Below are 12416 nucleotides of genomic sequence, written 5' to 3'. Positions count from 1 at the left end.
GACGGCCACGCTCGCGATCCCGGCATCCCGGCAGGCCCGAGCAACGCGGACAGCGATTTCGCCACGGTTGGCGATGAGCACCTTGCGCACGATGGCTCCCTCCTTGAAACAAGCTGAGTTTAGGGACTGCCGACACGGCCCTACGACCCGTCCCCAATGGTGAGCTTGCCCACACGGAGCGTGATGCGAGGCTCGCGCGATTCGCGAATTCCCTTGTCGCACCACGGTACGACGGGTTCCTTCACCGCACAGTAGTTGTCCGGTGTGGCACAGGTCTCTGTCCGGGCGGTCAGCCGTGCGGCGGCTTTCTTTGTGGAGTCCCTACGAATGGCCGAATGATTCTTTGCCCGGGGACCGGCGGTGCCGGACCCCTTGTACGGAGGTTTACCCGTTAGTAGCGTTTGGGCCGTCGCGCACGTACTAGGGGTAACAGCCGGAAGAGAGTGGGGCGCCATGGCGCGCAGGCCGATCGCTGCCGTGTCCGCGGCCGTGCTGTTCGTCGAAGCCGTCGGGATCGTGGGCGTCCACTGGATCCTCGGCAGGGTCGTCGACAGCCAGTCGATGTCCCTGGACGGTCTGGACTCCGGCGTCATGGCCGCCTCGACATGGGTGATGGGCGGCGTCTTCGGCCTCTACCTGGTCGCGTGCGGAGTCTTCCTGCTGCGCGCCGCGCTGGCGGACCGGGCGCCGGGCCGCCTCGGCCGGACCCTGCTCATCGCGTGCGCGGTGGTGCACGGGGTGCTCGGGGCGCTGGCGGTCGGGCTGGTCGGGTGGACCGCGTTCGCGGCGATGATGGCCGTGCTCGGCCTGATCGTGCTGTCGCTCGTCGCGTACGGCGAGCGGGAGGAACGGGGCGATGCCACGGGCGTCGCGGACGCGCCGCCGCCCGCCGGGCCGGAGGGCGGAACTCCGGCACCGGCCTGACGGATCGTCCGCGGCGCGGCGCGGGGATCGCGCGCGGGGTTTCAGAGGAACGCGAGCCGGGCGCCGAGGGCGGCGAACGCGCCCGCGAAGACCCTGCGCAGCCAGGTCAGGATCCGGGGGCGCGAGAGGACGTGGTGGCGCATCGCGGCGGCGAACCTTCCGTAGGCGGCGAAGACGAGGAAGGTGAGCAGCATGAACACGGCACTCAACTCGGCCATGCGCACCAGCGCGTTCGGCTCGCCCGCGCTCACGAACTGAGGCAGGAACGCGAAGAAGAAGATCGTGAGCTTCGGATTGAGGATGTTGATGAGAACGCCGGACGCGATCACCTTCGCCGCCGGGCGGGGTCCGGTCTCCTTCTCCGCCGTGAGGGCGTTCTCGTCCCTCAGCGTGCTCCACGCCATGTAGAGGAGGTAGGCGACTCCGAGGTACTTGAGGACCTGGAACGCCGTCGCGCTGGTGTGCAGCAGCGCCGCGAGGCCCGTGATCGCCGCCACCATGTGCGGAATGATGCCGAGCGTGCACCCGACGGCGGCGACGGCGCTCGCGCGGGCGCCGTGTGAGAGGCCGGCCGCCATCGTGTACAGCGCGCCGGTGCCGGGGGTGGCGACGACGATCAGTGACGTCAGTAGGAATTCGGTGTTCATGTGCTCACCCTGGCGGCACAATGGCCCGGTGCACAGGTCCAAAGGAGACGCGTCCGGCCGGTCCATAACTCCGGCTCCGGCTCCGGCCGCACCGCCGGTGTCCGGGTCGGACTTCCTCCAGCTGAACACCGACGACGCGCCGGCCGGCGGGCTGTCGGACTGGCTGGCCCGCAGGCTCAGGGACGCGATATCGGACGGCAGTCTTCCGGTGGGGAGCCGGCTGCCGGCCACGCGGGTGCTCGCCGGCGAACTGCGCGTGTCGCGCGGCGTGGTGACGGAGGCGTACCAGCGTCTGACCGAGGACGGGCATGTCGCGGGACGGGGGCGGGGCGGAACGGTGGTCGTGGCGGCCCCGCCTCCCTCTGCCGGCCCCGCTCCTGGGTCCGGCTCCGCTCCCGCTGCCGGTTCGCCGGTGGGCGCGCTGTTCGCCGTGACGCCGTCCGCCCCGGACGTCTTCGACGCGCTGCGCGCGGCGCCGGCCCGCATCGACCTGTCACCGGGCGTGCCCGATCTGGCCGCGTTCCCGCGCACGGCGTGGCTGCGCGCGGAGCGCTCCGTACTCAAGGACCTCTCGGCGTCCGACCTCGGGTACGGAGATCCGCGCGGCGCACCGGAGTTGCGGCGCGCCGTGGCGAACTGGCTGGCCCGCAACCGCGGGATCAGGGTGGACGCCGGCGAGGTCCTCGTCACCTCCGGCACCGCCCAGGGGCTCGGGCTGCTGGCGCAGGTGCTCGGGGCCGACGGGATCCGCACGATGGCGGTGGAGGACCCCGGCTCGCTCGGCACCCGCCAGCATCTGCGCAACTGGCGGATGGAGACCCCGCCGGTCGCGGTCGACGCCGAAGGGGTGCGGGTCGACGAACTGCGCGCCACCGGTGCGCGGGCGGTCCTGCTGACCCCGGCCCATCAGTTTCCGACCGGGGTGGTGCTCGGCGGGGTACGGCGCCGGGAGCTGATGCGGTGGGCGGGGGAGGGCGGCCTGATCGTCGAGGACGACTACGACGCCGAACACCGTTACGACCGGCCGCCGGTGCCCGCCCTGCGCGCGGTGCTCGCGGAGCACGTCTGCTACGCCGGAAGCGTGTCCAAGCTGCTCGCGCCCGCGCTGCGGGTGGGGTGGATGCTGGCGCCGCCGAAGTACCGGGACGCGCTGGTGGACGCCAAGCGGTTCGCCGACCTCGGCAACCCGGTACTGCCGCAGCTGGTGCTGGCGCGGCTGATGGAATCGGGCGAGATGGAACGGCAGTTGCGCCTTCTGCGCAGGCGGCACCGGACCCGCAGGGACGCGATGATCGCGGCGATCGGGGAACACCTGCCGGGGGCGGTGGTGCACGGCGCGGCGGCGGGCCTGCACCTCGTGGTCACCTTCGCCGGCCCGGGATCCGCCGGCCCGGGATCCGCCGGTACCGACACCGACCTCGCGGCCGCGGCGCTCGCACGTGGCGTCAAGGTGCAGCCGCTGTCGTGGCACAGGCAGCGCCCGGGCCGCCCCGGACTCGTCCTGGGTTACGCCGCGACGCCGCCGGGCGGGATCGCGGAGGGGATCGCGGTGCTGGGCGACGTCATGCCCAGAGGGCGGTGATCGGCGTCCCCAGGTCGGCGAGGAGCCGGCGCAGCAGCGGCAGCGACAGGCCGATGACGTTGCCGGGGTCGCCGTCGATGCCGTCGACGAACGGGGCCGAGCGGCCGTCGAGGGTGAAGGCGCCGGCGACGTGGAGGGGCTCGCCGGTCGCGACGTACGCGGCGATCTCGGCGTCGGACGGCTCGCCGAAGCGGACCGTGGTGGACGCGGTGGCGGAGGTGCGGCGGCCGGTGGCGGTGTCGATCACGCAGTGCCCGGTCCGCAGGACGCCGGAGCGGCCGCGCATGGACTTCCAGCGGGCGGTGGCGTCCTCGGCGTCGGCGGGCTTGCCGAGTGCCCGGCCGTCCAGTTCCAGTACGGAGTCGCAGCCGATGACGAGGGCGCCGGCGGCCTCGGGGCGGGCGGCGACGGACGCGGCCTTCGCCTCCGCGAGTACGAGGGCCAGCTCGCCGGGCGTGGGCGCGGTGATCGCGTCCTCGTCGACGCCGCTGACGATCACCTCGGGGGCGAGCCCGGCCTGGCGGAGCAGCCCGAGGCGGGCGGGGGAGGCGGAGGCGAGGACGAGGCGACGGCGCGGGTCAGTCATGCGGTTCATCGTAGGACGCCGGCGCGGGCGGTCGTCCCCGCGGGGCAGGTCCCCGGCCGGCCGGGTCAGTGGACGCCCAGTACGAACATCGCCACCACCATCGCCAGGGCGAGCAGCACGCCCGCGCGCCGGAGCATCGCCTGCATCTCACGCAGCTCTTTCGGAGGCTCGTTCTCCGGGTCGGACCACAGCATGCCTTCGATCCTGCGGCCCGCACGGCTTCGGCGCCTGAGTACCTGTACTCAGGCGGGCCAGTACCGATGGACTAATTCCGGGTGAACGTTCCGGCTCGCGCCGCAGCCAGTGCCGCCCCCGCCGCCCGCGCCGCGTCCGCCTCTCCGAGCGGCTCCCGGCTCACCGCGAAGCGGTAGTAGAGCGGGGCGGACACCGCCCGGACCACCTCGCCCGCGTCCGTGCCGGCCGGGACCTCCCCCCGCTCCGCCGCCCGCTCCACGCACGGTGCCCACGCGCGGATGCGCGTCGCGTAGAAGCCGTTCAGCGCGTGCGCGCACTCCTCGTCGCACGCCGCCGCCGCGATGACCGCCCGGAAGACCGGGCCCATGCGCGGATCGGTGAGGGTCCGGTGCACGAGACGGGCGTTGGCCAGGAGGTCGCCCTCCAGAGAGCCGGTGTCGGCGGCGGGCACCGACTGCTCGGCCATGTCGCGCAGCAGGTCGGCGACGAGGCCCGCCGCCGAGCCCCAGCGGCGGTAGACCGTGGTCTTGCCGACGCCCGCGCTCGCCGCGACGCGGTCCATGTTCAGGCCGTGGAAGCCCCCCTCCACCAGCGCCTCCTGTGTCGCTCCGAGCACGGCGGCGCGGACCTTGGCGGTCCGTCCGCCGGGGCGCACGGACCCCGGCGTGAGCGCGGCGGGTTCCAAACGGGAATTCTGTTCCATTAGACGCTCCGGGTCTGGTACGGTCCTCACACCTTAACGGAACTTGCTTCCCATTAGTGAAAGGGCTGTGTCATGAACGCCCACCCGGTCCGCCGTATCGCCGCCCCCGTCGCCGCCTCCGCCCTCGCGCTCGGCCTCCTCGGCGCCGCGCCGCCCCCGTCCTCCGCGCAGCCGCCGTCCTCCGCGCAGTCCGCCGGCCGCTGGACCGCCGCCTGGGGCGCGTCCCCGCAGCTCCCCAGCACCGGCTTCACCCCCAACTGGTCCCAGGAGGGCTTCTCCCGCCAGACCGTCCGCCAGGTCGTCCGCGTCACCGCCGCCGGCGAGCAGGCCCGTATCCGCCTCTCCAACGCCTACGGGACCTCGCCGCTCACGATCACCGGCGCCACCGTCGCCCGTACGGCGAAGGGCGCCGCCGTCGAACCCGGCAGCGTCCGCCACCTCACCTTCTCCGGAAAGCGGTCCGTGGAGATACCGGCCCGCGGCGAGCTGCGCAGCGACGCCGTCCGGCTGCCCCTGGAGCGGCTGGAGTCCGTCAGCGTCACCCTCTACCTCGCGGGCACCACCGGACCCGCCACCTTCCACTCCCAGGCATGGACCGACACCTACCGCGCGGAAGGCGACCACCGGGCGGACGCCTCCGGCGCCGCCTTCACCGACTCCACCCAGTCCTGGTACTACCTCTCCGGCGTCGAGGTCCGCGAAGCCCGGCCCCGCGGGAAGGACGGCATCGTCCTCTTCGGCGACTCCATCACCGACGGCTTCGGCTCGACCCCCCACACCGACCGCCGCTACTCCGACGCCCTCGCCGAGCGCACCGGCCGCCCGGTCGTCAACCAGGGCATCGGCGGAAACCTCGTCCTCAACGACTCCGCCTGGTACGGCGAACGCGCCACCGCCCGCTTCGGCCGCGACGCCCTCGACCAGCCCGGCGTCTCCACCGTCGTCATCCTCGAAGGACTCAACGACATCGGCTTCAGCGAGGCGAAGGACCAGCCCACCTACAAGCCGTCCCCCGTCGTCTCCTCCGCCGAACTCGTCGCCGGATACCGGAAGCTGATCCGCGCCGCCCACGCCGAGGGCCTGCGGGTCGTCGGCTCGACGCTGCTCCCGCTCAAGGGCTCCGACCACTGGGGGCCGCACGCGGCGAAGGTCAGCGACGAGGTGAACCACTGGATCCGCACGTCGGGAGAGTTCGACGCGTACGCCGACTTCGACAAGGCGCTCGCCGACCCGGCCGACCCCGACCGCCTCGACCCGGCGTACGACCACGGCGACGCGCTGCACCCCAACGACGCGGGCTACCGGCTGATGGCGCAGACCGTCGCCGAGGTCCTCTAGAGGCCCCGGCGGACACGCCGAAGGCCGGCCCCGCCACCTGCGCGCGGGTCCGGCCTTCACGCCTTCACGTCGCTGCGTCTAGCCGGGCCAGTACGTCCGGCCCCACGCCGTCGGCCCCGGCTGCGGCAGCCGCCGCCGCGCCACCCTGGCCGGGTCCGACCAGGCGGCCGGCGGCTGCGCCGCGCCGGACGGCGGGCCGGCCGCCGCCGCGGCGCGTGCCTGGACCACCGCCAGGGCGGCGGCCAGCTCCTCCGGGGTCGGGTTGCCCCGTACGACCTTGATCATCGTCAACGGCCCTTTCTGGAGCTCCTAGAGGGGGATGTTGCCGTGCTTCTTCGGGGGGAGGGATTCCCGCTTCGTGCGCAGCTGACGCAGCCCGCGCACGATGTGCCGGCGGGTGTCCGACGGCATGATCACCGCGTCCACGTAACCGCGCTCGGCGGCGACGTAGGGGTTCAGCAGCGTGTCCTCGTAGTCGGAGATCAGCTCCGCCCGGACCGCCTCCGGGTCCTCGGCGGCGGCGATGGTGCGCCGGTGCAGGATGTTGACCGCGCCCTGCGCGCCCATCACCGCGATCTGCGCGGTCGGCCACGCCAGGTTCAGGTCCGCGCCCAGGTGCTTGGAGCCCATGACGTCGTACGCACCGCCGAACGCCTTGCGCGTGATGACCGTGATCAGCGGGACGGTCGCCTCCGCGTACGCGTAGATCAGCTTGGCGCCGCGCCGGATGATGCCGCCGTACTCCTGGTCCACACCCGGCAGGAAGCCCGGCACGTCCACGAAGGTGAGCACCGGCACGTTGAACGCGTCGCAGGTGCGGACGAAGCGCGCGGCCTTCTCGGACGCGTTGATGTCCAGGCAGCCGGCGAACTGCATCGGCTGGTTGGCGACGATGCCCACCGGCCGGCCCTCGACCCGGCCGAAGCCGGTGATGATGTTGGGCGCGAAGAGCGCCTGCGTCTCCAGGAACTCGCCGTCGTCCAGGACGTGCTCGATGGCCGTGTGCATGTCGTACGGCTGGTTGGCGCTGTCCGGGATGAGCGTGTCCAGCTCGCGGTCCTCGCCGGACGTCTCCAGGTCCGCCTCCTCCGGGAAGGCCGGCGGCTCGCTGAGGTTGTTCGAAGGCAGGTACGAGAGCAGCGACTTGACGTACTCGATCGCGTCCTTCTCGTCGCCCGCCATGTGGTGCGCGACGCCCGACGTGGTGTTGTGCGTGCGCGCGCCGCCGAGCTCCTCGAAGCCGACGTCCTCACCGGTCACCGTCTTGATGACGTCGGGGCCGGTGATGAACATGTGCGAGGTCTGGTCGACCATCACCGTGAAGTCGGTGATCGCGGGCGAGTAGACCGCGCCGCCGGCGCACGGGCCGACGATCAGCGAGATCTGCGGCACGACCCCCGACGCGTGGACGTTGCGGCGGAAGATCTCGGCGAACAGGCCGAGCGCGACGACGCCCTCCTGGATGCGCGCGCCGCCGCCGTCGTTGATGCCGACGACCGGGCAGCCGGTCTTCAGCGCGAAGTCCATGACCTTGACGATCTTCTCGCCGTAGACCTCGCCGAGCGACCCGCCGAAGATCGTGAAGTCCTGCGAATAGACGCAGACGGGGCGGCCGTCGACCGTGCCGTAGCCGGTCACCACGCCGTCGCCGTACGGACGGTTCTTCTCGATGCCGAAGTTCGTCGAGCGGTGCCGGGCGAACTCGTCGAGCTCCACGAACGACCCCTCGTCCATGAGCAGGTCGATCCGTTCACGGGCCGTCAACTTGCCCTTGGCGTGCTGCTTTTCGACCGCGCGCGCGGAGCCCGCATGCGTCGCCTCGTCGATGCGGCGCTGCAGGTCCGCGATTTTGCCCGCGGTGGTGTGAATGTCTGTCTCGGGCTCGGACATCGGGATGCGGCTCCCTGCCTGGTCAGCGGACGGCTACTGGCACGTAGCGTAGCGGCGCGTGTGCCGCTCGGCAGTGCGTCGTTTGCCACACCTACGCTGGGTTGCATGACGCCTCCCGATGCTTCAGACAGCCGTTGGTCCGACCTCGGCCGGCCGCCGCTCAACGCCGACGCGCTGCGCCGCGCACTGGTGCGGGAGGGCGGCCTGTGGACGTCCCTGGACGTCGTGCCCTCCACCGGCTCCACCAACACCGACCTGGCCGCGCGGGCCCAGGAGCTGCCCGAAGGCGCGGTGCTCGTCGCCGAGGAGCAGACCGGCGGCCGCGGACGCCTCGACCGGCGCTGGTCGGCGCCCGCGCGCTCCGGGCTGTTCTTCTCCGTACTGCTCAAGCCCACCGGGATCCCCGCCGAGAAGTGGGGCTGGCTGCCGCTGCTCGCCGGCGTCGCGGTGGCGACCGGGCTGTCCCGGTCCGCGGGCGCCGACACGGCACTCAAGTGGCCCAACGACCTCCTGGTGACAGTCGGCGGCGAGGAACGCAAGGCCGGCGGCATCCTCGCCGAGCGGGCGGCGGACGGTGTCGTCGTCGGCATCGGCATCAACGTCACCCTGACGGAGGAGGAGCTGCCGGTCCCCGGCGCGGGGTCGCTCGCGCTCGCCGGAGCGGTCTCCACGGACCGCGATCCGCTGCTGCGTTCCGTGCTGCGTTCGCTCGGACAGTGGTACGGCGAATGGCGGGCGGCAGACGGCGATCCGGCGGCCTGCCGGCTCCAGGAGGCGTACGTGGCGGGGTGCGCGACGCTCGGCCGCACGGTGCGGGCGGAACTGCCCGGCGGCCGGTCGGTGACCGGCGAGGCGGTGGCCGTCGACGGCCACGGGCGGCTGGTGCTGGCGACGGAGGAGGGGGTCCAGCAGCCGGTGGGGGCCGGTGACGTCGTCCACCTCAGGCCGGGGCCGGGCGCGGAGGGGACGCACGGGACGGGGGAGTGAGGTAGGGCACACCTGCCGTATCGTTGAGGCGATCCGCGACGGATCGCGCGACAGACGATCGGCAGGACACAGGGCAGTGCGCAGGGAACGGGCAGGAGGCGGTACGTGACCGTCGACGACACGGGGTCCCCTGCGGGCGAGCGGCGGGACCGGGACACGGACCCGGAGTCCGGCACGCCCGCGCCCTCCGGTGCGGGCAAGGAGCCCTCCGCGGGTGCGGCGGCCCCGTCCGGCCCCGGCGCGGGCCCGGTCCACGGTGTCGTCCGGGCGGACGGGTCCGGGAGCGGGGTGCCCGCCGCCGTGGAGCCGTCGCCGTACCCCACGCCCCACCACGCCGTCGACCACACCGCGGAGCCGACCGACGATCCGCTCGCCATCCGCCTGGAGCAGCTGATCCTCGGCGCCGAGCGCCGCTACACCCCCTTCCAGGCCGCCCGTACCGCCGGCGTCTCCATGGACCTCGCCTCCCGGTTCTGGCGGGCCATGGGCTTCGCCGACATCGGGCAGGCCAAGGCCCTGACCGAGGCGGACGTCCTGGCCCTGCGGCGGCTCGCCGGCCTCGTCGAGGCGGGGCTGCTCAGCGAGCCGATGGCGGTGCAGGTCGCCCGGTCCACCGGGCAGACCACCGCCCGGCTGGCGGAATGGCAGATCGATTCCTTCCTGGAGGGGCTGACCGAGCCGCCCGAGCCCGGCATGACCCGTACCGAGGTCACGTATCCGCTCGTCGAGCTGCTCCTGCCCGAGCTGGAGGAGTTCCTGCGCTACGTCTGGCGGCGCCAGCTGGCCGCCGCCACCGGGCGGGTCGTGCAGGCCGCCGACGACGAGGAGATGGTCGACCGGCGGCTCGCGGTCGGCTTCGCGGACCTCGTCGGGTTCACGCGGCTGACGCGGCGCCTGGAGGAGGAGCAGCTGGGCGAGCTGGTCGAGGCGTTCGAGACGACCTGCGCGGACCTCGTCGCGGCCCACGGCGGCCGGCTCATCAAGACGCTCGGCGACGAAGTCCTCTACGCGGCGGACGACGCGGGCACGGCGGCGGAGATCGCGCTGCGGCTCATCGAGACCATGGAGGCCGACCAGATGATGCCGGCCCTGCGCGTCGGCATCGCCTTCGGCACGGTCACCACCCGCATGGGCGACGTCTTCGGCACGACCGTGAACCTGGCCAGCCGGCTCACCTCGATAGCGCCGAAGAACGCGCTCCTCGTCGACGGGGCGCTCGCCGAGGAGCTGTCGCGGACCGGTGACGCGCCGGTCTCCGAGGCGCAGGCGTCGGCCGAGGCGGAGAAGGCGGAGCAGGAGGGCGTCACCCCGCCCTCGTACCGGTTCGCGCTCCAGCCGATGTGGCAGCGGCCGGTGCGCGGACTCGGCACGGTCGAACCATGGCTTCTGACCAGGCGCCCCACCTAGGATCCTCCCGGTAACGATCGTTAACCGGGAGGGTGTGCGGCATGAGCGGGGAACAGGAACGCTTCGGGGAGTTCGTCGGCGTACGCAGGCACGGGTACGTCGCCGAGCTGGTCCTCGACCGGCCCAAGGCGATGAACGCGGTGTCCACGGACATGGCCCGCTCCATCGGGGCGGCGTGCGACGCGCTGGGCGCCGACCCGCGGGTACGGGTGACGGTGGTGACGTCCAGCAACGAGCGGGCCTTCTGCGTCGGGGCGGACCTCAAGGAGCGCAACTCCTTCACGGACGCCGAGCTGGTACGCCAGCGCCCGGTCTCCCGGGGCGCGTACACCGGCGTGCTGGAGCTGCCCATGCCGACGATCGCCGCCGTGCACGGCTTCGCGCTGGGCGGGGGCTTCGAGCTGGCGCTGGCCTGCGACCTGATCGTGGCGGACCGCACGGCGGTGGTCGGGCTGCCCGAGGTGTCGGTGGGCGTCATCCCGGGCGGCGGCGGTACGCAGCTGCTGCCCCGGCGGGTCGGGGCGGCGCGGGCGGCGGAGCTGGTGTTCACGGCGCGGCGGGTGGAGGCGGCGGAGGCGGCCGGGCTCGGTCTGGTGGACCAGCTGGTGGACGCCGGCCAGGACCGCGAGGAGGCGCTGGCGCTGGCGGCGCGGATCGCCGGGAACTCGCCGGTGGGGCTGCGGGCGGCGAAGCGGGCGATGCGGCTCGGGCACGGGCTCGACCTGCGGGCCGGCCTGGAGGTCGAGGACGCGGCGTGGCGGTCGGTGGCCTTCTCGGGCGACCGGGCGGAGGGCGTGGCAGCGTTCAACGAGAAGCGCGCGCCCCGGTGGCCGGGCGAGTGGGGCGGGGAAAGCGAGTAAGGATCGTATCGATACAAATCTCCTCGAAATCCCTAAGCTGAGGAGATGGGTGAGGATGCGCGGCTGCGGGCCGTGGTGACGCTGGCGCAGGCCATGGCGGCGGCGCGCACCCCGCGTGAGTCCTGGCGGGCGGCCGCGCTGGGGGCGAAGGAGGCGCTGGGGGGCAGCTTCGCGGCGGTCTCGGTGTGGGAGCGCGAACTGGGGCGGCTGCGGGTGCTCGTCAACGCGGGGGCACGGGCGGTGGGGGAGGAGGAGTTCCCCGAGGAGGAGACCTATCCCGTGCACCGGTTTCCGGAGATCGCGGAGTTCCTCCACGAGGAGTGGGCGGGCGGGGGCGGGCCGCACGCGTGGGTCGAGACGGCGGAGGGGCCCCCGGAGGGGGCTGAGGGCTCCTCCGGGTACTGCCACCAGCGGGTGGCGGCGCTGCGGCGGCGCGGGCGCGGGTCGTGCGTGGTCGCGCCGATCGTGCTGCGGGGACAGGCGTGGGGGGAGCTCTATGTGGCGCGGCCGGCCGGGGAGCCCGTCTTCGGCCGCCCCGACGCGGACTTCGCGACGGTGCTCGCGTCGGTGGTGGCGGCCGGGATCGCCCAGACGGAGCTGCTGGAGGAGGTCCGCAAGCTCGCGTTCACCGACCCGCTGACGGGGCTGGCGAACCGGCGGGCCGTCGACATGGGGCTCGACGAGGCGGTGGAGCGGCACCGGGAGTCCGGGACGGTCGTCAGCCTGGTCGTCTGTGACCTGAACGGCCTGAAGCGGGTCAACGACTCCCTCGGCCACGCGGTGGGCGACCGCCTGCTGGAACGCTTCGGCTCGGTGCTGTCCGTGTGCGGCGCGATGCTGCCGGGGGCGCTGGCGGCGCGGCTCGGGGGCGACGAGTTCTGCCTGCTGGCGGTGGGGCCGTCGTCGGACGCGGTGGTGAGGGTGGCCGAGGCCCTGTGCGTACGGGCGGCGGAGATGGACCTGGGGGAGGGGGTCGCGTGCGGCGTCGCCTCGACCGGCGATCCGATCGGGCCGGTGCGCACCGCGCGCCGCCTCTTCCGGCTGGCGGACGCGGCGCAGTACCGGGCGAAGGCGGCACGGTCGGCGAAGCCGGTGGTCGCGGGGCGGGACGGGGCGGTGGTCCGGCTCGCGGACGCGCCCCCGGCCGCGCCGCACGAGCGGCGGGCGTTCCGGGGACGGTGGCCGGAGGAGTGAGGGGGCGGGCCGGGGAGCGGCGCCGCGGGCAGCCGCGGGTCCGGCGCCGGGTAAGGGGTCAACCGCCGGTCGGGTAGTGACAGGAAGGGATTCAGTCCGTAGG

The 12416-nt window shown here is 73.5% G+C and carries 14 protein-coding genes; 7 read left to right on the top strand and 7 right to left on the bottom strand.

The features are described from left to right. A partial coding sequence (locus ACWD0Y_RS27135; RefSeq protein ID WP_308427085.1) for a biotin carboxylase N-terminal domain-containing protein occupies positions 1 to 90 on the bottom strand: 90 nt, incomplete at its 3' end. 363 nt (positions 91 to 453) lie between these two features. Between ACWD0Y_RS27135 and ACWD0Y_RS27130 the strand changes: the two genes are divergently transcribed. Further along, a complete protein-coding gene (locus ACWD0Y_RS27130; RefSeq protein ID WP_450262950.1) occupies positions 454 to 924 on the top strand; it encodes a hypothetical protein in 471 nt (156 codons plus the stop codon). A 41-nt stretch (positions 925 to 965) separates the two neighbouring features. On the opposite strand, the gene ACWD0Y_RS27125 is transcribed toward ACWD0Y_RS27130, so the two are convergent. Continuing rightward, positions 966 to 1571: a LysE family translocator gene (locus ACWD0Y_RS27125; RefSeq protein ID WP_450262949.1), complete on the bottom strand. Its 606-nt coding sequence runs from the start codon at positions 1569 to 1571 to the stop codon at positions 966 to 968. A gap of 28 nt (positions 1572 to 1599) precedes the next feature. Here ACWD0Y_RS27125 and pdxR point away from each other — a divergent pair, with 28 nt between their 5' ends. Then, on the top strand, positions 1600 to 3153 hold the full coding sequence (gene pdxR / locus ACWD0Y_RS27120; RefSeq protein ID WP_450262948.1) for a MocR-like pyridoxine biosynthesis transcription factor PdxR: 1554 nt from the start codon (positions 1600 to 1602) through the stop codon (positions 3151 to 3153). Here the strand turns inward: pdxR and ACWD0Y_RS27115 are convergent. The 3 genes from ACWD0Y_RS27115 to ACWD0Y_RS27105 all read right to left on the bottom strand — a co-directional run bounded on the left by ACWD0Y_RS27115 (position 3134) and on the right by ACWD0Y_RS27105 (position 4637). Next, complete coding sequence (locus ACWD0Y_RS27115) at positions 3134 to 3748, bottom strand: Maf family protein (RefSeq protein WP_450262947.1); 615 nt, start codon at positions 3746 to 3748, stop codon at positions 3134 to 3136. The two genes, pdxR and ACWD0Y_RS27115, sit on opposite strands and share 20 nt — an antisense overlap. Before the next feature lie 56 nt (positions 3749 to 3804). Further along, positions 3805 to 3933, bottom strand: a complete 129-nt coding sequence (gene mmpB, locus ACWD0Y_RS27110) for a morphogenic membrane protein MmpB (RefSeq protein WP_093799362.1) — start codon at positions 3931 to 3933, stop codon at positions 3805 to 3807. A gap of 71 nt (positions 3934 to 4004) precedes the next feature. Next, the gene (locus tag ACWD0Y_RS27105) at positions 4005 to 4637 is read right to left on the bottom strand and encodes a TetR/AcrR family transcriptional regulator (protein ID WP_093799361.1); all 633 of its coding nucleotides are present in this window, start codon (positions 4635 to 4637) and stop codon (positions 4005 to 4007) included. A gap of 72 nt (positions 4638 to 4709) precedes the next feature. Here ACWD0Y_RS27105 and ACWD0Y_RS27100 point away from each other — a divergent pair, with 72 nt between their 5' ends. Next, entirely contained in the window at positions 4710 to 5975 is a 1266-nt protein-coding gene (locus ACWD0Y_RS27100) for a GDSL-type esterase/lipase family protein (protein ID WP_450262946.1), read from the top strand. A gap of 78 nt (positions 5976 to 6053) precedes the next feature. Here the strand turns inward: ACWD0Y_RS27100 and ACWD0Y_RS27095 are convergent, their stop codons facing one another. Both ACWD0Y_RS27095 and ACWD0Y_RS27090 read right to left on the bottom strand, forming a co-directional pair. Next, positions 6054 to 6260, bottom strand: coding sequence for an acyl-CoA carboxylase epsilon subunit (locus ACWD0Y_RS27095; RefSeq protein WP_093799359.1), 207 nt, complete (start codon positions 6258 to 6260; stop codon positions 6054 to 6056). A 24-nt stretch (positions 6261 to 6284) separates the two neighbouring features. After that, positions 6285 to 7865: an acyl-CoA carboxylase subunit beta gene (locus ACWD0Y_RS27090; RefSeq protein ID WP_450262945.1), complete on the bottom strand. Its 1581-nt coding sequence runs from the start codon at positions 7863 to 7865 to the stop codon at positions 6285 to 6287. 105 nt (positions 7866 to 7970) lie between these two features. Here ACWD0Y_RS27090 and ACWD0Y_RS27085 point away from each other — a divergent pair, with 105 nt between their 5' ends. From ACWD0Y_RS27085 to ACWD0Y_RS27070, 4 genes are all read left to right on the top strand, one after another. Further along, positions 7971 to 8852 (top strand): biotin--[acetyl-CoA-carboxylase] ligase, encoded by an 882-nt coding sequence (locus ACWD0Y_RS27085; protein WP_450262944.1) that lies wholly within the window; start codon positions 7971 to 7973, stop codon positions 8850 to 8852. 105 nt (positions 8853 to 8957) lie between these two features. After that, a complete protein-coding gene (locus ACWD0Y_RS27080) occupies positions 8958 to 10259 on the top strand; it encodes an adenylate/guanylate cyclase domain-containing protein (RefSeq protein WP_450262943.1) in 1302 nt (433 codons plus the stop codon). Positions 10260 to 10300: 41 nt separating this feature from the next. Continuing rightward, positions 10301 to 11119: an enoyl-CoA hydratase/isomerase family protein gene (locus ACWD0Y_RS27075; RefSeq protein ID WP_450262942.1), complete on the top strand. Its 819-nt coding sequence runs from the start codon at positions 10301 to 10303 to the stop codon at positions 11117 to 11119. A gap of 45 nt (positions 11120 to 11164) precedes the next feature. Beyond that, positions 11165 to 12313 (top strand): diguanylate cyclase domain-containing protein, encoded by a 1149-nt coding sequence (locus ACWD0Y_RS27070; RefSeq protein WP_450262941.1) that lies wholly within the window; start codon positions 11165 to 11167, stop codon positions 12311 to 12313. The last annotated feature ends 103 nt before the right edge of the window (positions 12314 to 12416 follow it).

It is taken from the genome of Streptomyces altiplanensis (assembly GCF_053591575.1).
This window is presented reverse-complemented; position numbering and strand designations above follow the sequence as displayed.